Below are 22,038 nucleotides of genomic sequence, written 5' to 3' on the forward strand. Positions count from 1 at the left end.
ATGCACCCCTACAAAATCCATTGTCATTATTTTGGGGCAGACGCTTAGAACGTCTGACCAAGAGAGAATTGGAACACTTGAGTTTCAGCGTTATCCGGTTCTTTTACTGGCATTGCCAGCGCGAAACTCAGCGGACCCAGCGCAGTGACCCATGTCACACCTACACCGACGGAACTGGCCATGTTGCTGAGGCTGATGTCGTTGCACTGCGTATTGGACTTCGACGCAGGATTAGTGTTGGTCGTCTGCTCGCACTTGGAGTCGAACACGTTACCCACATCCCAGAATACCGAGGTACGCAGGGAACGTTGATCCTTGACGAACGGCAGCGGGAACAGAATCTCCGCACCACCTTGAATCAGGACGTTACCACCGAATGGCAGTGGATCCTGATCCGGGTCAGCCAGCGTGCCCGGGTTACCGGTAGATCCTTGACCACGGCTCGGCGTACTGCGCGGGCCCAATGTACTGTCCTTGAAGCCACGAACCGAGTTGAAACCACCAGCATAGTAGTTTTCATAGAATGGCAAGCCATCGGTCGAACCGTAACCATCGCCATAACCCAATTCAGTGTGCAGGCGCATGGTGTAGTTCTCAGACAATGGCTGGAACAACTGGCCACGGTAATCGAGCTTGAAGAACGACAGGTCGCTACCTGGTGTAGTGACTTCCGCCGTCAGGCTTTGAGAATGACCACGGGTCGCCAATACGCCTTTGTTCAGGGTGGACTCGGACCAGCCGGCCGACGCCTTGAAGTTCAGGTACTGATCGCCTTCACGGTTAACAAAGTCGAAGATTTCGTCGACGGTGTATTGACCGGTCTTGATCTTGTCTTGCTGTGCCGTCAGGCCGAAGGTCAGACGCGACGTCTCGCTGATCGGGTAACCGACGCTCACGCCAGCACCCAGGCTGTCTACGGCATAGCTGGCTACGTCGACGTCGAGGTCTTTGTAGTCGGTGGTGCGATAGAAAGCGTTGTAGCCCAGGCTCACACCGTCTGCAGTCCAGTACGGGTCGACATAACCGAAGTTATAGCGGCTCTGGTATTCGCTTTTGGTCAAGCCGATGCTGACCTTGTTACCGGTACCCAGGAAGTTGTTCTGGGTGATCGAGCCACCGAGGATCAGGCCGGCACTTTGCGCGAAACCGATACTCGCAGTGATCGAACCGGAAGCTTGTTCTTCAACGCTGTAGTTCACGTCAACCTGGTCATCGACGCCCGGTACAGCCGGGGTTTCGACGTTCACTTCTTTAAAGAAGCCCAGACGCTCAAGACGGGTCTTGGATTGATCGATCAGGTAGGTCGAAGCCCAGCCACCTTCCATCTGACGCATTTCACGGCGCAGCACTTCGTCTTCGGACTTGGTGTTGCCACGGAAGTTGATGCGGTTAACGTAGGCACGCTTGCCCGGATCGACAGCGAAGGTGATGTCGACAGTGTGGTCTTCATCGTGAGGCTGAGGCACGCCGCTGACGTTGGCGAAGGTGTAACCCTCGTTACCGAGGCGGCGAGTGATCAGTTCCGAGGTGGTGGTCATCAGCTTGCGCGAGAACACCTGGCCTTTCTGAACCAGTAGCAGGGACTTGACCTGATCTTCAGGGACTTTCAGGTCACCGCTCAGCTTGACGTCACGAACGGTGTACTTCTCGCCTTCGTTGACGTTGACAGTGATATAGACGTGTTTCTTGTCCGGGGTAATCGATACCTGGGTCGAAGCGATATCCATATTGATATAGCCACGGTCCAGGTAGTAGGAGCGCAGACGCTCCAGGTCACCGGAGAGTTTTTCACGGGCGTACTTGTCGTCGTTCTTGAAGAAGGACAACCAGTTGGTGGTCTTCAGTTCGAACAGGTCGATCAGGTCTTCGTCAGGGAAGACCGTGTTACCCACCACGTTGATGTGCTGGATAGCCGCGACGGTGCCTTCGTTGATGTTGACCTTCAAGCCGACGCGGTTACGTGGCTGCGGTACCACTTCGGTGTCGACGGTGGCCGAGTAGCGACCCTGAGCGACGTATTGACGCTGCAGTTCGTTACGCACACCTTCGAGCGTGGCACGCTGGAAGATCTCGCCTTCGGCCAGACCGGATTGTTTGAGGCCCTTCATCAGGTCTTCAGTGGAGATCGCCTTGTTACCCTCGATCTCGATACTCGCGACCGATGGGCGCTCGACTACCGTGATGACCAGGACGTTGCCATCGCGGCCCAGCTGGATATCTTGAAAGAACCCGGTTTTGAACAAAGCACGAGTGGATTCCACCAGGCGACGATCGTCCGCCTGTTCGCCGACGTTTAACGGCAAAGCACCAAAGACGCTACCCGCGGAGACCCGCTGGAGGCCATTGACGCGAATATCAGAGATAGTGAAGGACTCGGCGTGAACTTCGGCGATCATCAATACGGTGAGAACCGCAGTTAGCAGCAGACGTTTCATGAAGTCCTTTCTTATTCCAACTGGCAATAAACAAACTGCCGCAAAATGCGGCAGATTCGCAATTCAGCGAAGTGTTACAGACGGCCCAAATCATTGACCAGAGCAAGCAACATCACCCCGACCACCAAACTGATACCGATCTGCATCCCCCAACCCTGCACCCGATCCGACAAGGGACGACCACGCGCCCACTCGATCAGATAAAACAACAAATGCCCCCCATCCAGTACAGGAATAGGCAACAAATTCAGAACTCCCAGGCTAATACTCAGATAAGCAAGGAAATTCAGGAAATCAGCAACGCCCGACTGGGCAGAAGCGCCCGCCACTTTAGCAATGGTTATCGGTCCACTCAAGTTTTTTACCGAGAGCTCACCGAACAACATTTTCTTGAGCGAATCGAGGGTCAGTACACTCATGGTCCAGGTGCGTCGAGCACCCTCTCCAATCGCGGCCACAGGACCGTAACTGACTTCGCGAATCATCTCTGGCGGCCAATCGACCGCTTTCACCCCGGCCCCCATGTAACCGGTAGGCGCCTTGCTCTCGCCGCGAGCGGCCAGCGTCACAGGGACATCGATTTGAGCACCATCGCGCTCGACGCGCAGCATGATTTTGGTATCCGGATGCATACGGACGGTGTCGACCACTTGTTGCCAGTCGTCCAGCGCCTTGCCATCCAGAGCCAGCAAGCGATCGCCGGTCTTCAGGCCAGCAGCCTGCGCCGGCCCTTTAGGGTCAAGTTCGGCCAACACGGGCGGCAACGCCGGACGCCAAGGACGGATACCCAGTGAACGGATCGGATCCGGTTCGTCAGCACCCTTGAGCCACTTATCCAGCATCAGCTCGCGAGGAGAGTCCGCAGTGGAACCCTGCTCACGCACCAACAATTGAAGTGAACCGCTCTCGCCAAGACGGCGAACCAGTTGCAGATTCACCGAAGCCCAGCCGGTCGTTGGCTCGCCATCGATGGCAACTATTTCCTGACCCGCAGTCAAACCGGCCTTGGCGGCAATACTGCCGGATTCGACCGCACCGATAACCGGCCGTACCTGCTCGCTGCCGAGCATTGCCAAGACCCAGAAAAAAACCATGGCCAGCAGAAAGTTGGCAATCGGGCCGGCAGCCACGATTGCGATACGCTGGCCGACAGATTTGCGATTGAAAGAATGTTCGAGCTGATCGGCCGGCACTTCGCCTTCACGCTCATCGAGCATTTTCACGTAGCCGCCCAACGGGATGGCAGCCACTACGAACTCAGTGCCTTTCTTGTCGTGCCAGCGCAGCAACGGCATGCCGAAGCCTACGGAGAAACGCAGCACTTTGACCCCACAGCGACGTGCGACCCAGAAATGGCCGAATTCGTGGAAGGTAACCAGCACACCCAAAGCCACCAGGGTGCCGACAATCATATAGAGCGCGCTCATCTATTTTCTCCGCAATCCTATCCGGTGCTGCATGGACCAACGTATTGCAGCACTTACCGCCCGTGACGACTCAACCATTGCCCGGCCAGTACTCGCGCTTTCGCGTCAGCCGTGAACACGGCCTCGAGATCATCCACCGCCACTACAGGCTCGAGGTTCAACACTTCCTCGATGATACTCGCGATTTCCGGGTAGCGAACCCGCCCGTCGAGAAACGCCGCCACAGCCACTTCATTCGCCGCATTCAGCATCGCCGGTGCGCTATTACCAGCCTCGGCAGCCTGACGCGCCAGGCGCAGGCAAGGGAAACGTTCTTCATCGGGCGCATGGAAGTCCAGGCGCGCAATGGTAAACAGGTCCAGCGGCGCCACACCCGAGTCGATACGCTCCGGCCAGGCCAGGGCATTGGCGATCGGTGTTCGCATGTCCGGATTACCCAACTGCGCGAGCACCGAACCATCGACGTAGTCGACCAGAGAATGAATCACGCTCTGAGGGTGAATCACCACTTCGACCTGGGACGGTTTGGCATCGAACAGCCAGCAGGCCTCGATCAGCTCGAGCCCTTTGTTCATCATGCTGGCCGAATCGACCGAAATCTTGCGCCCCATGGACCAGTTTGGATGAGCGCACGCCTGGTCGGGGGTAACATGCGTCAGTTCAGACAAAGGTGTCTGTCGGAACGGACCGCCAGAGGCCGTCAGAAGAATCCGACGCACGCCAACCACACCCAGCCCACGGGCGAAATCCTGCGGCATGCACTGGAAAATCGCGTTGTGTTCACTGTCGATCGGCAGCAGCACCGAGCCGCTTTTGCGCACGGCCTGCATGAAAAGGGCGCCGGACATGACCAGCGCCTCCTTGTTCGCCAGCAGAATCTTTTTGCCCGCCTCGACCGCCGCCAGGGTCGGACGCAAGCCCGCCGCGCCAACGATGGCCGCCATGACGGCATCGACTTCAGGATCGGAAGCAACCTGACACAGCCCCTCCTCCCCTACCAGCACACGGGTCGACAGGCCGGCCGCGCGCAAATCGTCCTGCAGGGTTCGGGCAGCATCGGCTTGCGGCACGACCGCAAACCGCGGCGTATGACGCACACACAGGGCCAACAGCTCACTCAAGCGAGTGAACCCGCTCAAGGCGAACACCTGATAACGCGCAGGATGACGAGCAATCACGTCGAGGGTGCTCAGACCAATCGAACCGGTCGCCCCCAGCACAGTAATCTGTTGAGGGCGGCTCACGGTGCAGCCATCCACAACAGCACGGCAAATACCGGGATCGCAGCCGTCAGGCTGTCGATTCGATCAAGCACACCACCATGCCCCGGCAGCAGGTTACTGCTGTCCTTGATGCCTGATTGACGCTTGAACATGCTTTCGGTGAGGTCACCCACCACGGAAATGAAGACAATCACTGCCGCGCCGATCAGCCCCATCAGCATCTGGGCGAAACTCCAGTCGCGCACCAAGCCGACGATTGCGGTGATGACCAGGCTCAGCACCAGGCCTCCGTAAACGCCTTCCCAGCTCTTGCCGGGACTGACCTGTGGCGCCAGTTTGCGCTTGCCGAAGGCACGACCGGAAAAGTACGCGCCGATATCGGCACCCCAGACCAGCACCATCACCGCCATGATCAACCAGTTCCCCAAGGGCTCCTGTTTGATCTGGACCAGACCTTGCCAGGCCGGCAACAGAATCAGCAAACCAATCATCAGCTTGCAGGCGGCACTGGCCCAATGTTCGCTGGAACGCGGATAGGTCAGCACCAGATACGTCGCCACCGCCCACCAGAGCACCGAAGCGCCCAGTACCCAGGGCGCAAGCCCCGGCAGGATGTGCATGACAAACAGCATCAACGCGACCACTGCAGCATAGGCAACGCGAATCGGCTGGGCGGTAAAACCGGCCAGCCGCGCCCATTCCCAGGCACCAAGCGTCACGACCAGCCCGATGAACAGCGCAAAACCGGACCCTTCGAGCAGGAAAAACCCGCACAAAGCGATCGGTAGCAGGATCAGTGCGGTGATGATTCGTTGTTTAAGCATTAAACCCGGGCTCCAGCCTCGACCTGCTCGCTCGTTTTACCGAAGCGGCGCTGGCGAGAAGCGAAATCGGCCAGCGCACTTCGCATGGCATCGTGTTTGAAGTCCGGCCAGAACAGGTCGGAGAAGTACAACTCGGCATAAGCCAGCTGCCACAGCAGGAAGTTGCTGATGCGGTGTTCGCCACCTGTACGGATGCACAAATCTGGCAACGGCAGATCGCCCGTGGCCAGACAGGTTTGCAGCAATTCCGGAGTGATGTCTTCCGGGCGCAGATGCCCGGCCTGAACTTCCCGCGCCAAACGCTGAGCGGCTTGCGCAATGTCCCACTGACCGCCGTAGTTGGCGGCGATCTGCAGGACAAAACGGTTGGCACCGACGGTCATCGCTTCGGCTTCACGCATGGCAGCTTGAAGCTCGGGGTGAAAGCGCGAGCGATCACCGATGATGCGCAGACTGATGTTGTTGTCATTGAGGCGCTTGGCCTCGCGACGCAATGCCTTGAAGAACAGATCCATCAAGGCACTGACTTCATCTGCAGGGCGCTGCCAGTTTTCACTGGAGAAAGCGAACAGGGTCAGCACCTCGACCTTGGCCTCGGCGCACACCTCGATTACCGCACGAACCGCATCCACGCCCGCTTTATGCCCGGCGACACCCGGCATAAAGCGCTTCTTCGCCCAGCGATTATTACCATCCATGATGATCGCGACATGGCGCGGCACCGCGGACGGCGCAGTCTGCTTGGTCTTATCCATGAAAACGCGACCCTTATACGGCCATCAGGTCGGCTTCTTTCTGCTTGGTGGCCGCATCGATGTCAGCCTCAGCCTTGTCGGTCAGCTTCTGGATATCGGCAGCGGCACGACGTTCTTCGTCTTCGCTGATTTCCTTGTCCTTGACCAGCTTCTTAAGGTCACCCAAGGCATCGCGACGAATGTTGCGCACGGCAACACGAGCATCTTCAGCGGCACTGCGCGCCTGTTTGGTGAAGCCCTTGCGGGTTTCTTCAGTCAGGGCAGGCATGGAGATCAGCAGCAACTCGCCCAGGTTGGTCGGGTTGAGGTTCAGGCCAGCACTCTGGATCGCCTTGTCGACGGCCGCGAGCATGTTGCGCTCAAACGCGACGACCTGCAGGGTGCGGGAGTCTTTTACCGTGATGTTGGCCACTTGGGTAATGGACGTGTCTGTGCCGTAGTACGGCACCATCACGCTACCCAGGATGCTTGGGTGAGCCTTGCCGGTACGAATCTGACCAAATGCATGGTTCAGAGAGTCCAGGGATTTCTGCATGCGCTCTTGAGCGTCTTTCTTGATTTCATTGATCATTGTTGGCCTTCCTCGATCAGGGTCCCTTCAGCGCCACCATGCACGATATTCAGCAGGGCGCCGGGCTTGTTCATGTTAAAGACGCGCAATGGCATCTTGTGGTCGCGGCACAGGCAAATGGCCGTCAGATCCATCACGCCCAGCTTGCGATCCAGCACTTCATCGTAAGTCAGATGATCGAACTTCTCGGCATGCGGGTCTTTGAATGGGTCAGCGGTGTAGACGCCATCGACCTTGGTCGCCTTGAGCACGACATCGGCATCGATTTCGATTGCACGCAAGCAGGCCGCCGAGTCCGTGGTGAAGAATGGATTACCGGTACCCGCCGCGAAAATCACGACTTCCTTGGCGTTCAGGTGGCGCATGGCTTTGCGGCGATCATAGTGATCGGTCACGCCCACCATGGAAATAGCCGACATCACGATGGCCGAGATATTGGCACGTTCCAGCGCATCGCGCATGGCCAGGGCGTTCATCACAGTGGCCAGCATGCCCATGTGGTCGCCCGTCACCCGATCCATGCCGGCCGCGCTCAGCGCTGCACCGCGGAACAGGTTGCCACCACCGATCACCAGACCGACCTGAACGCCGATACCGACCAGCTGGCCGACTTCCAGCGCCATGCGATCCAGAACTTTCGGATCGATCCCGAACTCTTCCGAGCCCATCAGGGCCTCGCCGCTAAGCTTGAGTAGAATGCGTTTATAGCGAGCCTGATAACCACTGCCCTGCTGAGCCATTGCGAATCTCTCCTGCGGCGTATTTTAAAAAATTCTTTGCGAGCTGTTTACAGCTGCGTTCACTCTAGCTTGGCGCTGCTTCAGCGCCATCGGAACATGGCTTTGTAAGCCAGTTCCAACGGGAAACCAATTAAAAATTGGCGGCCCATCTGAAAAGAGGCTGCGCGCGTAAGCGGGCAGCCTCTTCAGGGCGACAGTTTAAAAAACCGTCTTACGACTTGGCAGCAGCCAGCTGGGCAGCAACTTCTTCAGCGAAGTTGTCGACTGGCTTCTCGATGCCTTCGCCTACTTTGAAGTAGGTGAAAGAAACGATTTCAGCACCGGCTTTCTTGGCCAGTTCGCCAACCTTGATTTCAGGGTTCTTGACGAACGCCTGCTCAACCAGGCTTGCTTCAGCCAGGAACTTGCTGATACGGCCTTTGACCATATTTTCAACAATGTTTTCTGGCTTGCCTTTGATTTTTTCTTCGTTCAGCTGCAGGAACACAGCTTTTTCACGCTCGATTGCTTCGGCAGAAACTTCCGAAGGCAGCAGGAACTCTGGGTTGCTGGCCGCTACGTGCATAGCGATGTCTTTGGCCAGTTCAACGTTGCCGCCTTTCAGGACAACTGCAACACCGATCTTGTTGCCGTGCAGGTAACCACCAACAACATCACCTTCAACGCGTACCAGGCGACGGATGTTGACGTTTTCGCCAACCTTGCCAACCAGTACCAGGCGATCAGCCTCTTGAGCGGCGATCAGCGGAGCGACGTCGGTCAGTTTGTCAGCGAACGCTTTTTCAACGCTAGCAGCAACAAATGCCTTGAAGTCGTCCTGCAGGGCCAGGAAGTCAGTCTGCGAGTTCACTTCCAGCAGAACAGCAGATTTGCCGTCTTCTTTCAGAGCGATAGCGCCTTCTGCAGCCACGTTGCCTGCTTTCTTGGCAGCCTTGATTGCGCCGGAAGCACGCATGTCATCAATGGCTTTTTCGATGTCGCCGTCAGCCTTTTCCAGGGCTTTCTTGCAATCCATCATGCCTTCGCCGGTACGCTCACGCAGTTCTTTAACCAACGCTGCAGTAATTGCTGCCATTTTCAAAATCCTCTTGGATAGGTTTTCAACCATTCCACCCGATCGAACGGGCGATCAATTCTTCCCGAACCACCGTTGTAAGCCGCTGCACGTTACAGCTCTGCAAGTGCGGGGCCGACAAACGGTTTTCGAGGTGGCAAAAAGGGGGCCAAGCCCCCTTTTTGCTTACTGAGTCAACGCCAAGGCGTCAATTACTCAGCTGCTGCTACCGGAGCTTCTTCAACGAACTGCTCGGTGCCGCCAGCAACGTGGTTGCGACCGCGGATCACAGCGTCAGCCATCGAACCCATGTACAGCTGGATAGCGCGGATTGCGTCATCGTTGCCTGGGATGATGTAGTCAACGCCTTCCGGGCTGCTGTTGGTATCGACTACGCCGATAACCGGGATGCCCAGCTTGTTGGCTTCGGTGATCGCGATGCGCTCGTGATCAACGTCGATAACGAACAGAGCGTCTGGCAGACCGCCCATGTCCTTGATACCACCCAGGGAACGATCGAGCTTTTCCAGGTCGCGAGTGCGCATCAGCGCCTCTTTCTTGGTCAGCTTGGCGAAAGTACCGTCTTCGGCTTGCACTTCAAGGTCACGCAGACGCTTGATGGAAGCACGGATGGTTTTGAAGTTGGTCAGCATGCCGCCCAACCAGCGGTGATCGACGTACGGCGAACCGCAACGTGCTGCTTCTTCAGCAACGATCTTGCCAGCGGAACGCTTGGTGCCGACGAACAGAATCTTGTTTTTGCCCTGGGCCAGACGCTCTACGAAAGTCAGAGCTTCGTTGAACATTGGCAGGGTTTTTTCAAGGTTGATGATGTGAATCTTGTTACGCGCGCCGAAAATGTACTTACCCATTTTCGGGTTCCAGTAACGGGTTTGGTGACCGAAGTGCACACCGGCCTTCAGCATATCGCGCATGTTGACTTGGGACATGATAGTTCCTTAATAAGTCGGGTTTGGCCTCCACGTATCCCAATGACCAACCAGCAGCATCAGCTGAAGGCACCCAGGTCATCGTGTCGACACGTGTGTGGATTTAAGCCTTTCGGGGTATCCCCGGAAAGCGGCGCATTTTATACCACAAGGCTGAAAAAAACGGAACCCGGATTCTCAAATCCTGATGCGCACCCTTAATAGACCCGTGGAATCGTTCAAGAATGCGCCTATCTATAGAGAGATGCGACGCACGAAGGCTCAGATTTGCACTGATCGTCTGATAGAATCAGGTTTTTCAGGGCCGCGAAGATCGATCGCACACCGCCCATTTCGTTTTGACAAGCGCCATCGAGCGCAGAGAGAGCCTGTATGACCGTCACCCTCAAAACCCCAGAGGACATCGCAAAAATGCGCATCGCCGGCAAACTGGCCGCCGATGTGCTGGAAATGATTGCCGAACATGTCAAACCGGGCATCACCACCGATGAGCTGGACCGCATCTGCCACGACTACATCGTCAACGAGCAGAAAGCCATTCCCGCGCCGCTCAACTATAAAGGCTACCCGAAGTCGATCTGCACCTCGATCAACCACGTGGTCTGCCACGGTATTCCGAACGAGAAGCCGTTGAAGGATGGCGACACCCTGAACATCGACGTCACCGTCATCAAGGACGGTTACCACGGCGACACCAGCCGCATGTTCCACGTCGGCACCGTGCCGGTCTGGGCCGAGCGCCTGTCGCAAGTGACCCAGGAATGCATGTACAAGGCGATTGAAATCGTCAAACCCGGCTGCCGCCTCGGCGACATCGGCGAAATCATCCAGAAGCACGCCGAAAAGAACGGTTTTTCGGTGGTTCGCGAATTCTGTGGTCACGGAATCGGCAAAGTGTTCCACGAAGAGCCGCAAATCCTGCATTACGGCCGTGCCGGCACCGGCATGGAACTGAAAGCGGGCATGACCTTCACCATCGAGCCTATGATCAACCAGGGCAAGGCCGACACCAAGGTGTTGGGCGATGGCTGGACCGCGATCACCAAGGACCGCAAGCTGTCGGCCCAGTGGGAGCACACCCTGCTGGTCACCGAAACCGGTTACGAGATCTTCACCCTGCGCGCCGACGACACCATCGCGCGCGTTTCGGCCTGATCCGGACCGCAACGCTCTCAGCCTTATAGATAGACAGGAAAGCCAATCGATGCCGCAGGTGGATCCCGAACTCTTCGACCGCGGCCAGTTCCAGGCTGAACTGGCCCTGAAGGCAAGCCCGATTGCCGCCTTCAAGAAGGCGATCCGCCAGGCCCGCGAGGTTCTCGACGGGCGCTTTCGCAGCGGCCGCGACATTCGCCGGCTGATCGAGGATCGCGCCTGGTTCGTCGATAACATCCTGCAAAAGGCCTGGGAGCAGTTCAACTGGAGTGAAGACGCCGACATCGCGCTGGTCGCGGTCGGCGGCTATGGTCGCGGTGAACTGCACCCGTATTCCGACATCGATCTGCTGATCCTTCTGGACAGCGCCGACCACGAGGTTTTCCGCGATTCCATTGAGCGTTTTCTGACGCTGTTGTGGGACATCGGCCTGGAAGTCGGTCAGAGTGTTCGTTCGGTGGATGAATGCGCCGTTGAAGCCCGCGCGGACCTGACGGTGGTCACCAACCTGATGGAAAGTCGCACTATTTGCGGCCCCGAGCGCCTGCGCCAGCGCATGCTGGATGTCACCAGCACCGCGCACATGTGGCCAAGCAAGGACTTCTTTCTGGCCAAGCGTGCCGAACAGAAAGCCCGTCATCACAAATACAACGACACCGAATATAACCTGGAACCCAACGTCAAAGGTTCGCCCGGCGGCCTGCGGGATATCCAGACGATTCTGTGGGTGGCCCGTCGTGAATACGGCACCCTGAACCTGCGTGCACTGGCCGGCGAAGGTTTTCTGGTAGAGAGCGAAAACGCCCTGCTGGCCTCGTCCCAGGAATTTCTCTGGAAAGTCCGTTACGCGCTGCACATGCTCGCCGGTCGCTCCGAAGATCGCTTGCTGTTCGATCACCAGCGCTCGATTGCCGGGCTGCTGGGCTTCGTCGGTGATGACGCCAAGCAAGCCATCGAAAACTTCATGCAACAGTATTACCGGGTGGTCATGAGCATTGCCCAGCTCAGCGACCTGATCATCCAGCACTTCGAAGAAGTCATCCTCGCCCCGGAAGACGAAGCGCCACCGCAGCCGATCAACTCGCGGTTCCAGTTGCACGACGGCTACATCGAGGCGCGCAACGACAACGTGTTCCGGCGCACGCCGTTTGCCATGCTCGAAATCTTCGTGCTGATGGCCCAGCAGCCGGAAATCAAAGGTGTTCGCGCCGATACCATCCGTCTCCTGCGCGAACATCGGCACCTGATCGACGACGACTTCCGTAACGATATTCGTAACACCAGCCTGTTTATCGAGCTGTTCAAGTGCAAGATCGGTATTCACCGCAACCTGCGCCGGATGAACCGTTACGGCATCCTCGGGCGCTATTTGCCGGAGTTCGGCTTCATCGTCGGCCAGATGCAACACGACCTGTTCCACATCTATACGGTCGATGCACACACCCTGAACCTGATCAAACACCTGCGTAAGCTGCAGTACTCACAAGTGTCGGAAAAATTCCCGCTGGCCGCCAAGCTCATGGGCAAGCTGCCCAAGCCCGAGCTGATCTATATGGCCGGGCTTTACCACGACATCGGCAAGGGCCGGCATGGCGACCACTCGGAAATCGGCGCGGTGGATGCCGAAGCCTTTTGCCAGCGCCATCAGTTGCCGGTGTGGGACAGCCGCCTGATCGTCTGGCTGGTGCAAAACCACCTGGTGATGTCGACCACGGCACAGCGCAAGGACTTGTCCGACCCGCAGGTGATCCACGATTTCGCACAGATTGTCGGCGATGAAACCCGCCTCGATTATCTGTACGTGCTGACGGTCGCCGACATCAACGCCACCAACCCGACCCTGTGGAATTCCTGGCGTGCCAGCCTGTTGCGCCAGCTCTACACCGAGACCAAGCGCGCCTTGCGCCGCGGCCTGGAGAATCCGGTCGATCGCGAAGAGCAGATCCGCCAGACCCAGAGCGCGGCACTGGACATCCTCGTGCGCGGCGGTACCGACCCGGACGACGTCGAGCAACTGTGGGCGCAGCTCGGCGATGACTACTTCCTGCGTCACACCGCCGGCGACGTGGCCTGGCACAGCGACGCGATTCTCCAGCAGCCGGCCGACGGCGGACCCCTGGTGCTGATCAAGGAAACCACTCAGCGCGAGTTCGAGGGCGGCACGCAGATCTTCATTTATGCGCCGGACCAGCACGACTTCTTCGCCGTGACCGTGGCCGCGATGGACCAGCTCAACCTGAACATTCATGACGCCCGCGTCATCACCTCCAGCAGCCAGTTCACTCTCGACACCTACATCGTGCTCGACACCGACGGCGACTCGATTGGCGACAACCCGGCGCGGGTCAAGCAGATCCGTGACGGCCTGACCGAAGCCCTGCGCAATCCGGACGATTACCCGACCATCATCCAGCGCCGGGTGCCGCGCCAGCTCAAGCATTTCGCCTTTGCGCCACAGGTGACGATCCACAACGACGCCCAGCGTCCGGTCACGGTCCTGGAACTCACGGCGCCCGACCGTCCAGGCCTGCTGGCGCGAATCGGCACGATCTTCCTGGAGTTCGACCTGTCGCTGCAAAATGCCAAGATTGCCACGCTGGGCGAGCGGGTGGAGGACGTGTTTTTCATTACCGACGCGAACAACCAGCAATTGTCGGACCCGTTGCTGTGCAGCCGCTTGCAGGATGCAATCGTTGAACAGCTGAGCGTCAGCCACGAACCCGATATCAAGCTTTCCCGCATCAGCATCTGAACAAACCAACTTTCCCTGTGGGAAAGCGCTTATGCAGGAGCCGGGCTTGCCCGCGATAGCATCACCTCGGTGCACTGACAAACCGAGGCGCCTGCATCGCGGGCAAGCCTGGCGCCTACAAAAGCCAGCCCCCACACCGAACGAGATCTACCGATGAACAACGCTCTGAACCAGTTGCAGCCCTACCCCTTCGAGAAGCTCCGCGCCCTGCTCGGCAGCGTGACGCCAAACCCGGACAAACGCCCTGTCGCGCTGTCCATCGGCGAGCCGAAACACCGCTCGCCAAGTTTCGTGGCCGAAGCCCTGGCCAGCAATCTGGATCAGATGGCCGTGTACCCGACCACCCTCGGCATCCCGGCCCTGCGTGAAGCCATCGCCGCCTGGTGCGAACGCCGTTTCAGCGTTCCGAACGGCTGGCTCGACCCGGCGCGTAACGTGCTGCCGGTCAACGGTACTCGCGAAGCGCTGTTCGCCTTCACGCAGACCGTGGTCAACCGTGGCGACGATGCGTTGGTAGTCAGCCCGAACCCGTTCTATCAAATCTACGAAGGCGCGGCGTTTCTCGCCGGGGCCAAGCCGCACTACCTGCCGTGCCTGGACGAAAACGGCTTCAATCCGGACTTCGATGCCGTTTCGCCAGACATCTGGAAACGCTGCCAGATCCTGTTCCTGTGCTCGCCAGGCAATCCGACCGGTGCACTGATCCCGGTCGACACTCTGAAAAAGCTGATCGCCCTGGCGGATGAATACGACTTCGTGATCGCCGCCGACGAGTGCTACAGCGAACTGTACTTCGACGAACAAACCCCGCCAGCCGGCCTGCTCAGCGCCTGCGTGGCGCTGGGTCGCAAAGACTTCAAACGTTGCGTGGTCTTCCACAGCTTGTCCAAGCGTTCCAACCTGCCGGGCCTGCGCTCGGGTTTTGTGGCCGGTGACGCAGACATTCTCAAGGGCTTCCTGCTGTATCGCACCTACCACGGCTGCGCGATGCCGGTTCAGACCCAACTGGCCAGCGTGGCCGCATGGAATGACGAAGTGCATGTGCGCGCCAACCGTGCGCTGTACCGCGAGAAGTACGACGCGGTGCTGGAAATCCTCAGCCCGGTGATGGACGTGCAGCGTCCGGATGGCGGTTTTTACTTGTGGCCCAATGTTGCAGGCGACGATGAAGCGTTCTGCCGTGACCTGTTTATTGAAGAACACGTGACGGTAGTGCCGGGTTCCTATTTGTCCCGTGAAGTTGACGGCGCTAATCCGGGAGCTGGTCGCGTGCGCATGGCACTCGTCGCACCGTTGGACGAATGCGTAGAAGCGGCGAAGCGAATTCGCGACTTTATTACTCGTAATAAGTAAGTATCCGGCCCGCACTGTGCAACGCAGCGCGGGCCTCTCATACAGCAAGTTACACTTCTGCCAAAATTAAAGTTCACTGAACTGCAGCCGCCCCTTACTCTCATGTAGCGCATTGCTGTGCGCACTCACACGACTTTTACTCTAACTTCATGGAAGAAGTAGCCAATGAACAGTATTGAAGACTGCAACCTCATCCAGTGGCCCGATGATCAACAATCCTACGACGCTGCTGTTAACGAAAACCCTGATAACGCAGGTTCCGCAACCGGCACCCGGCGCAAACGCTCGCTGATCAATTACTCGAAACTCTGGGCAAACGGACGCACGCTCAAAATCGCTTTTATCGATGGCCCCGACGATGAGCACAAACAGAAAATCATCGACGCCGCTAGCCAATGGCTGCCGTATATCAATCTCAAGTTTGAGTTCGTCGATGATTTGCAGGGCGAGATTCGGATCGCTACCAGGAACAATGAAAACAGCTCAATGCTGGGCACCGACGCGCTGTTGATTCATCCCGACTGGCCGACCATGAACCTGGGAGTCAAACCTGACCATGAAGATTTCGCAGTGATTGTGACTCACGAGTTTGGTCACGCCTTGGGAGCAATGCACGAACATCAACACCCCGAAGCCAATATTCCCTGGGACAAACCGAAGGTGTATGAGTTTTACCAGAATAGAGAGATGAACCCGTTGACCAAAGAACAGGTCGATAGCAATCTCTTTGAGCCCTTCAATACAATCGAAGCGATTTATACCTCGTACGACAGAAAATCCATCATGCACCACCCGGTCGCTAACACGCTGACTCTAAAAAATTGGGAAATCCCTATCAACCGTAAAATAAGTAAAAAAGATAAGAAACTGATGTCGTTGCTTTATCCAAAACGTTAGCAATCAAGTTATCCATAGATCCGAGTGAGCCCGCTTAGACTATTTAACCAGCCCAAGATTGGCCTCACTCAAGTCCAGCTCACCCAACACCTCTCGCAGCACGTCATCACCAATCTGGTGATGACGACTGAGGTTATACAACTCCAGGCGTTGCGCCCGCAGCGCCTTGAGTCGTAATCGGCGCTCCAGCAGATCCATCTGAAAGGCCAGCGCCTGGGCTTCCGCCGAATCATTGAACACATCCAGCTGATGCCGATACTCGGACATGATCCGTGCCTTGAGTTCGACAGCCAACGCTGCCTCACTCGCGTCTACAGGCTTGGCCTCTTCGATTTCCAGCGCATGAATCGCCGCTTCAGCGGTCTTGCGCCACGCGTCTCGCACTTCATTGCGGCGCTTGTCGTCAGGACTTATTTCAATGCCGCGCAGTAACAGCGGCAAGCCGATACACGCTGAAATCAGCGACAACAGGATGACCCCGGCCGCGATGAAGATCAGCAGGTCGCGCTCAGGGAATGCCTCGCCCCCCATCATCAGTGGCACCGACAGCACGCCCGCCAACGTCACCGCACCGCGTACTCCGCCGACCGTCAGCAGCCAACAGGAACGCATCGTCGGCACATGCGTCATCTCGCCTTTGCCGCGCAAGCGCCGCATCAACACCGACAAACGCCAGATGCTCTGCACCCAGACAAACCGCAACACCAGCAGGACCAGGAAAATCGCCAGCACATCCAGACAGCGGTAGAGCAGCGTCGGCCACAGCGAGGTTTCATGGCTGGCCACCGCCTTGATGATGTCCGGCAGCTGCAAGCCCAACAACAGGAAAATCAGGCCATTGAAGGCAAATTCCAGCAATGACCAAACGCTGCGGTTGAGCAGTCGGGTGCTGGTCTGGCGCGGCAGCAAGTCGAGCCAGCTCTGCATCATCCCCGCCGCCACCGCCGACAAAATGCCCGAGGCACCGAGCCGTTCAGCCAACACATAAGCGGCGAACGGCAGCAGCAACATGAACACCACGTGAGTCGCCGGGTCATCCCAACCGCGAGCAATCATCCACGACCGCGAGCGCCCGACCAGCCAGCTCAGTGCCACGCCGACGGCCAGGCCTCCAACCGCCACCAATACAAACGCCAGACTGGCACTGGCCAGCGAGAACACGCCCGTCACCGCAGCGACCAAAGCGAATTTGAAGGTCACCAGACCCGAGGCATCGTTCATCAGCGCCTCGCCCTGGAGCATGTGCATCAAGGGCATGGGCAAGCGATTGCGGGAAATGGCCGATACCGCCACGGCATCCGTCGGCGACAATACGGCGGCAAGGGCGAAGGCCACCGGCAGTGGAATGCTCGGGATCAACCAATGAATGAAGTAACCCGCGCCGACTACAGTGAACAGGACCAATCCCACCGCCAACGTCAGGATCGGCCCGCGCAGTCGCCAGAACTCACGCTTGGGCATGCGCCAGCCGTCGGAGAACAGCAGCGGCGGAAGGAACAGAAAGAGGAACAGTTCCGGGTCGAGTGCCACGTGCAAACCCAGGGTCGGCCACGCCAGCAACGCCCCGGCAGCAATTTGCACCAAGGGCAGCGGCAGCGGGATCACCCGTCCGATCAGACGCGAAACGCCGACCAGCATCAACAGGATAAGAACGGTATAGGCGGTTTGCATAAAGCGCGGTTCCCAGCAATCGACAGCATCGAAGTGCCATATTAGCCGCATAGACTGCACGACGGACGTTACACCAATGTCGCAGGCGGATCTGAGCTCCCACAGGTTTTGCGTTTTAACCGGAAGGCCATGGCATAATCCGTCACCTTTTTTTTCAGCACCTGCAAAGGGGGCAATTCCTTGACCGTTTCAAGCAAAACGTTGCACCTTTTCGGCATCAAAGCCTGCGACACCATGAAAAAGGCGCGCACCTGGCTCGATGAACACGCTGTCAGCTATGACTTTCATGATTACAAAACGGCCGGAATCGACCGTGAACACCTGACCCAATGGTGCGACGAGCACGGCTGGCAAGTGGTGTTGAACCGTGCAGGCACGACCTTTCGCAAGCTCGACGACGAACGCAAAGCCGATCTCGACCAGCCGAAAGCCATCGAACTGATGCTCGCACAACCCTCGATGATCAAGCGCCCGGTGCTCGATCTCGGTGACCGAACCCTGATTGGCTTCAAGCCAGATATCTACGCGGCAGCGCTCAAGTAAGCCAGCCCGTTCAATTTTGTAGAGGTATTCACATGTCCAATTCCCTGTTCAGCCTGGCCTTCGGTGTCGGCACTCAAAACCGTCAAGGCGCATGGCTGGAAGTGTTCTACGCCGCCCCTGTCCTGCATCCGTCGGCTGAAGTCATCGCCGCCATCGCGCCGGTCCTGGGTTACACCGAAGGCAATCAGGCCATCGCTTTCAGCACCGCTCAGGCGTCGCAACTGGCTGAAGCGCTGAAAGGCGTCGACGCTGCCCAGGCTTCCCTGCTGACCCGTCTGGCCGAGAGCCACAAGCCGCTGGTCGCGACCATTCTGGCCGAAGACGTGCAACTGACTTCCACGCCTGAGGCTTACCTCAAGCTGCACCTGCTGTCGCACCGCCTGGTCAAGCCCCATGGCCTGAACCTGGCCGGCGTGTTCCCGCTGCTGCCGAACGTGGCATGGACCAGCCAGGGCGCGATCGACCTGTCCGAACTGGCCGAGCATCAACTGGAAGCCCGCCTGCGTGGCGAGTTGCTGGAAGTGTTCTCGGTGGACAAGTTCCCGAAAATGACCGACTACGTGGTACCGGCCGGCGTGCGTATCGCTGACGCGGCACGTATCCGTCTGGGCGCTTACGTCGGCGAAGGCACCACCGTGATGCACGAAGGTTTCGTCAACTTCAACGCCGGCACCGAAGGCCCGGGCATGATCGAAGGCCGCGTTTCCGCTGGCGTATTCGTCGGCAAGGGTTCGGACCTGGGCGGCGGTTGCTCGACCATGGGTACCCTGTCGGGCGGTGGCAACATCGTGATCAAGGTCGGTGAAGGCTGCCTGATCGGCGCGAACGCCGGTATCGGTATTCCGTTGGGCGACCGCAACACCGTTGAGTCGGGCCTGTACGTGACCGCTGGCACCAAAGTGGCGCTGCTGGACGAAAACAACAAGCTGGTCAAAGTCGTCAAGGCGCGTGAACTGGCCGGCCAACCTGACCTGTTGTTCCGTCGCAATTCGGAGACCGGTGCCGTGGAATGCAAAACCCACAAATCGGCCATCGAACTGAACGAAGCGCTGCACGCTCACAACTAAGCGACGTCACGATCACCTGTAGGAGCAGAGCTTGCTCGCGATGGGGCCCCTGAGGCCACTAAAAGCTTCGCGAGCAAGCTTTGCTCCTACGGGTTTGGCGTACACCCGCCCATGTTTACCAGGGCCGAAATAACATGATGATCCCCTCTCCCTGGCGCGCCGATTTTCCGGCCATCGCCGCTCTGCAACGGCAAGACCAGACCTATCTGGACAACGCCGCCACCACGCAAAAGCCTCAAGCCCTGCTGGATGCCCTGACGCATTACTACGCCAATGGCGCAGCCAATGTGCATCGGGCGCAACACTTGCCCGGCGCCCACGCCACCCAAGCGTTCGAGGCCAGTCGCAGCAAAGTCGCGCAATGGCTGAATGCTGGCGATGGCGGGCAGATCATCTTTACCCATGGCGCGACATCCGCGCTGAACCTCCTGGCCTATGGCCTGGAACATCTTTTCAATCCGGGCGATGAGATTGTCATCAGCGCCCTGGAGCATCACGCCAACCTGCTGCCATGGCAGCAACTGGCCCAGCGGCGCGAGCTGAATCTGGTGATCCTGCCGCTGGATGCCGACGGCTTGATCGATCTTGAGGCCGCCGCGCAGTTGATTGGGCCGCAAACCCGCTTGCTGGCGGTCAGTCAGCTGTCCAACGTGCTCGGCGTCTGGCAGCCACTGCCGTCCTTAATGGCGATGGCCAAGGCGCACGATGCGTTGACCGTGGTCGACGGCGCTCAAGGCGTGGTGCATGGCCGGCATGACGTGCAGGCACTGGGTTGCGACTTCTATGTGTTTTCCAGCCACAAGCTCTATGGCCCCGATGGCCTCGGTGTGTTGTTCGGCCGCAACGAGGCACTGAAGCAACTGCGTCACTGGCAATTCGGCGGCGAAATGGTGCTGGATGCGGATTACCACCACGCACGCTTCCGCCCTGCCCCGCTGGGTTTAGAGGCCGGAACGCCACCTATTGCCGCTGTGATTGGTCTGGGCGCGACCCTGGATTACCTCACCGGGCTCGATCAGGGCGCCGTTAACGCCCATGAAGCCGCGCTGCATGATTACTTGCTGAAGGGTCTTGAGGCCCGTAACGGCATTCGATTGCTGGGCAAACCGCAACTGGCCCTGGCGAGTTTTGTCGTCGAGGGTGTGCATAACTCAGACCTGGCGCATTTGCTGACCGAACAGGGAATTGCCGTTCGCGCCGGGCATCACTGCGCGATGCCGCTCCTCAAAAGCTTCGAACTGGCCGGGGCGATCCGGGTGTCGTTGGCGCTGTACAACGATTCCGAAGACCTGGAGCGATTCTTTGAAGCGCTGGATCAGGCGCTGGAGCTGTTGAGATGAATCTGCCTGCCGATGCGGTGGCGGCGCTGGAGACGTTCCAAAACGCTGCCGGCTGGGAACAGCGCGCGCGATTGCTGATGCAATGGGGCGACCGCCTGCCGGCGTTGAGCGATGTGGATAAGGTAGATGCCAACCGGGTGCATGGCTGTGAAAGCCAGGTCTGGTTGGTGGGCGCGCTGCTGGACGGTCATTGGCAGTTTGCGGCAAGCAGCGACGCGCGGTTGATTCGCGGGTTGGTGGCGTTGCTGCTGGCGCGGGTCAACGGGTTGTCGGCGGCTGAATTGCGGCAGGTGGATTTGCCGGAGTGGTTCAATCAACTCGGGCTTTCGCGGCAGCTGTCGCCGTCGCGCAGCAATGGCCTGAATGCCGTGCTCCAGCGAATGAATGAGATGGCTCAGTAACTGATTGTTCCCACGCTCTGCGTGGGAACAATTATCCAACCTCAGGCTTGACCCGATCCGAAGGGCGCCGAACACCCGCCACAATCTTGTCCACAGCCTTGGTCGCCGCCACCATCCCGAACGTCGCCGTTACCATCATCACCGCACCAAACCCGCCCGCACAGTCCAGCTTCACGCCATCGCCGACAAAACTCTTCTGCAAACAGATGCTGCCATCCGGTTTCGGGTAGCGCAGTTGCTCAGTAGAAAACACACAAGGCACGCTGTAATGGCGAGTCACGGTGCGAGAGAAGCCGTAGTCGCGACGCAAGGTCGAGCGCACTTTCGACGCCAACGGATCATTGAACGTACGGTTCAAGTCGCACACCTGAATCAGCGTCGGATCAATCTGCCCACCCGCACCGCCGGTGGTGATGATCTGGATCTTGCGCCGCTTGCACCAGGCAATCAGCGCGGCCTTGGCGTTGACGCTGTCAATGCAATCGATCACGCAGTCAATGTTCGGCGTGATGTACTCGGCCATGGTCTCGCGGGTGACGAAATCCGCCACCGCGTGCACCGAGCAGTCCGGATTGATCCCGCGCAGGCGCTCGGCCATCACTTCAACTTTGGGTTTGCCGACGGTGCTGTCCAGCGCGTGCAACTGACGGTTGGCGTTGCTGACGCAGACGTCGTCGAGGTCAAACAGCGAAATCTCGCCCACGCCACACCGGGCGATGGCTTCCGCAGCCCACGAACCCACGCCGCCGACGCCAACGATTGCCACATGCGCAGCGCGCAGGCGCTCCAGCCCCTCGATGCCATACAAACGGGCGATGCCTGCAAACCGCGGATCTTCTGTACTCATGACCAATACCCCAAAAACCGGCGCGCATTATAG

At 58.4% G+C, this 22,038-nt stretch carries 19 protein-coding genes; 8 read left to right on the forward strand and 11 right to left on the reverse strand.

From position 1 onward, the window contains the following. Positions 1–44: 44 nt before the first annotated feature. The 9 genes from bamA to rpsB form a co-directional block, all read right to left on the reverse strand. Complete coding sequence (gene bamA, locus AB4N43_RS11090; protein WP_027924978.1) at positions 45–2,435, reverse strand: outer membrane protein assembly factor BamA; 2,391 nt, start codon at positions 2,433–2,435, stop codon at positions 45–47. Positions 2,436–2,509: 74 nt separating this feature from the next. Further along, positions 2,510–3,862 carry a sigma E protease regulator RseP gene (gene rseP / locus AB4N43_RS11095; protein WP_059181545.1) on the reverse strand — a complete coding sequence of 451 codons (1,353 nt, stop codon included), beginning with the start codon at positions 3,860–3,862 and terminating at the stop codon, positions 2,510–2,512. A gap of 53 nt (positions 3,863–3,915) precedes the next feature. Beyond that, complete coding sequence (gene ispC, locus AB4N43_RS11100; RefSeq protein WP_410921442.1) at positions 3,916–5,106, reverse strand: 1-deoxy-D-xylulose-5-phosphate reductoisomerase; 1,191 nt, start codon at positions 5,104–5,106, stop codon at positions 3,916–3,918. Next, positions 5,103–5,909 carry a phosphatidate cytidylyltransferase gene (locus AB4N43_RS11105; protein ID WP_460154020.1) on the reverse strand — a complete coding sequence of 269 codons (807 nt, stop codon included), beginning with the start codon at positions 5,907–5,909 and terminating at the stop codon, positions 5,103–5,105. The genes ispC and AB4N43_RS11105 overlap by 4 nt, the downstream gene beginning before the upstream one ends. Next, on the reverse strand, positions 5,909–6,664 hold the full coding sequence (gene uppS / locus AB4N43_RS11110; RefSeq protein WP_027924974.1) for a polyprenyl diphosphate synthase: 756 nt from the start codon (positions 6,662–6,664) through the stop codon (positions 5,909–5,911). Before uppS ends, AB4N43_RS11105 begins: the two co-directional genes overlap by 1 nt. 13 nt (positions 6,665–6,677) lie before the next feature. After that, complete coding sequence (frr, locus tag AB4N43_RS11115) at positions 6,678–7,235, reverse strand: ribosome recycling factor (protein ID WP_007949335.1); 558 nt, start codon at positions 7,233–7,235, stop codon at positions 6,678–6,680. Further along, positions 7,232–7,975 carry a UMP kinase gene (gene pyrH / locus AB4N43_RS11120; RefSeq protein ID WP_003172271.1) on the reverse strand — a complete coding sequence of 248 codons (744 nt, stop codon included), beginning with the start codon at positions 7,973–7,975 and terminating at the stop codon, positions 7,232–7,234. Before pyrH ends, frr begins: the two co-directional genes overlap by 4 nt. 211 nt (positions 7,976–8,186) lie before the next feature. Beyond that, positions 8,187–9,050: a translation elongation factor Ts gene (gene tsf / locus AB4N43_RS11125; RefSeq protein WP_007949329.1), complete on the reverse strand. Its 864-nt coding sequence runs from the start codon at positions 9,048–9,050 to the stop codon at positions 8,187–8,189. A gap of 191 nt (positions 9,051–9,241) precedes the next feature. Further along, complete coding sequence (gene rpsB, locus AB4N43_RS11130; RefSeq protein ID WP_003219330.1) at positions 9,242–9,979, reverse strand: 30S ribosomal protein S2; 738 nt, start codon at positions 9,977–9,979, stop codon at positions 9,242–9,244. Positions 9,980–10,351: 372 nt separating this feature from the next. On the opposite strand from rpsB, the gene map reads away from it, so the two are divergent. From map to AB4N43_RS11150, 4 genes are all read left to right on the forward strand, one after another. Then, positions 10,352–11,134: a type I methionyl aminopeptidase gene (gene map, locus AB4N43_RS11135; protein WP_027924973.1), complete on the forward strand. Its 783-nt coding sequence runs from the start codon at positions 10,352–10,354 to the stop codon at positions 11,132–11,134. 49 nt (positions 11,135–11,183) lie between these two features. Beyond that, complete coding sequence (locus AB4N43_RS11140; RefSeq protein WP_027924972.1) at positions 11,184–13,886, forward strand: [protein-PII] uridylyltransferase; 2,703 nt, start codon at positions 11,184–11,186, stop codon at positions 13,884–13,886. A 153-nt stretch (positions 13,887–14,039) separates the two neighbouring features. After that, a complete protein-coding gene (gene dapC / locus AB4N43_RS11145) occupies positions 14,040–15,239 on the forward strand; it encodes a succinyldiaminopimelate transaminase (protein ID WP_194939929.1) in 1,200 nt (399 codons plus the stop codon). 165 nt (positions 15,240–15,404) lie between these two features. Then, positions 15,405–16,136: a M12 family metallopeptidase gene (locus tag AB4N43_RS11150; protein WP_194939930.1), complete on the forward strand. Its 732-nt coding sequence runs from the start codon at positions 15,405–15,407 to the stop codon at positions 16,134–16,136. Between the two features lie 39 nt (positions 16,137–16,175). Here AB4N43_RS11150 and AB4N43_RS11155 read toward each other — a convergent pair whose 3' ends face one another. Continuing rightward, the gene (locus AB4N43_RS11155) at positions 16,176–17,807 is read right to left on the reverse strand and encodes a Na+/H+ antiporter (protein WP_059181547.1); all 1,632 of its coding nucleotides are present in this window, start codon (positions 17,805–17,807) and stop codon (positions 16,176–16,178) included. Between the two features lie 234 nt (positions 17,808–18,041). Between AB4N43_RS11155 and AB4N43_RS11160 the strand changes: the two genes are divergently transcribed. The 4 genes from AB4N43_RS11160 (at position 18,042) to AB4N43_RS11175 (ending at position 21,158) form a co-directional block, all read left to right on the forward strand. Next, a complete protein-coding gene (locus tag AB4N43_RS11160) occupies positions 18,042–18,350 on the forward strand; it encodes an arsenate reductase (protein WP_231986532.1) in 309 nt (102 codons plus the stop codon). A 32-nt stretch (positions 18,351–18,382) separates the two neighbouring features. Continuing rightward, positions 18,383–19,417 carry a 2,3,4,5-tetrahydropyridine-2,6-dicarboxylate N-succinyltransferase gene (dapD, locus tag AB4N43_RS11165; RefSeq protein WP_027924969.1) on the forward strand — a complete coding sequence of 345 codons (1,035 nt, stop codon included), beginning with the start codon at positions 18,383–18,385 and terminating at the stop codon, positions 19,415–19,417. 134 nt (positions 19,418–19,551) lie between these two features. Continuing rightward, complete coding sequence (locus tag AB4N43_RS11170) at positions 19,552–20,757, forward strand: aminotransferase class V-fold PLP-dependent enzyme (protein WP_027924968.1); 1,206 nt, start codon at positions 19,552–19,554, stop codon at positions 20,755–20,757. Beyond that, positions 20,754–21,158: a SufE family protein gene (locus tag AB4N43_RS11175; RefSeq protein ID WP_460154025.1), complete on the forward strand. Its 405-nt coding sequence runs from the start codon at positions 20,754–20,756 to the stop codon at positions 21,156–21,158. Before AB4N43_RS11170 ends, AB4N43_RS11175 begins: the two co-directional genes overlap by 4 nt. A 31-nt stretch (positions 21,159–21,189) precedes the next feature. Here the strand turns inward: AB4N43_RS11175 and tcdA are convergent, their stop codons facing one another. Continuing rightward, complete coding sequence (gene tcdA, locus AB4N43_RS11180) at positions 21,190–22,005, reverse strand: tRNA cyclic N6-threonylcarbamoyladenosine(37) synthase TcdA (protein ID WP_032833614.1); 816 nt, start codon at positions 22,003–22,005, stop codon at positions 21,190–21,192. Positions 22,006–22,038: the final 33 nt, after the last annotated feature.

Source organism: Pseudomonas sp. S2_B07 (assembly GCF_054668435.1).